The 333-nt window shown below is 24.9% G+C and carries 1 protein-coding gene and 1 pseudogene; both read left to right on the top strand.

All coding sequences use genetic code 11. The annotated features are described in order from the left end of the window. Positions 1-79: pseudogene (locus KA858_RS12485) on the top strand (cadmium transporter); the annotation flags it as partial. Between the two features lie 18 nt (positions 80-97). Next, a partial coding sequence (locus KA858_RS12480; protein WP_210135839.1) for an ArsR/SmtB family transcription factor occupies positions 98-333 on the top strand: 236 nt, incomplete at its 3' end.

Here is a 333-nt window from a genome sequence, read left to right as displayed (position 1 = left end):
TGTTATCTACATAGCATTGGGCTTATTTATTATTATTGAAAATGAAACCATACAAACAATATTAGGATTTATATTATAAATTAAGGTGTGACTTAATATGAGTAACAATAAAATTTGTGACGTTATTTGTGTTCATGAGGAAAAAGTGAATTATGCTTTAAGATTTTTAAATGAAGAAAAAACTCAACGACTTATCAATACATTATTAAAGATAAGTGATGAAAATAAGCTGAAAATTATATTAGCTCTAATTAAAGAGAAAGAATTATGTGTTTGTGACTTATCTATAACATTAGGTTTAAGTATAGCTTCAACATCGTATCATTTGAGAGC

The sequence above is a fragment of the Staphylococcus sp. GDX8P80P genome, assembly GCF_017893095.1.
In the GTDB taxonomy this organism is placed as follows: domain Bacteria; phylum Bacillota; class Bacilli; order Staphylococcales; family Staphylococcaceae; genus Staphylococcus; species Staphylococcus borealis.
This window is presented reverse-complemented; position numbering and strand designations above follow the sequence as displayed.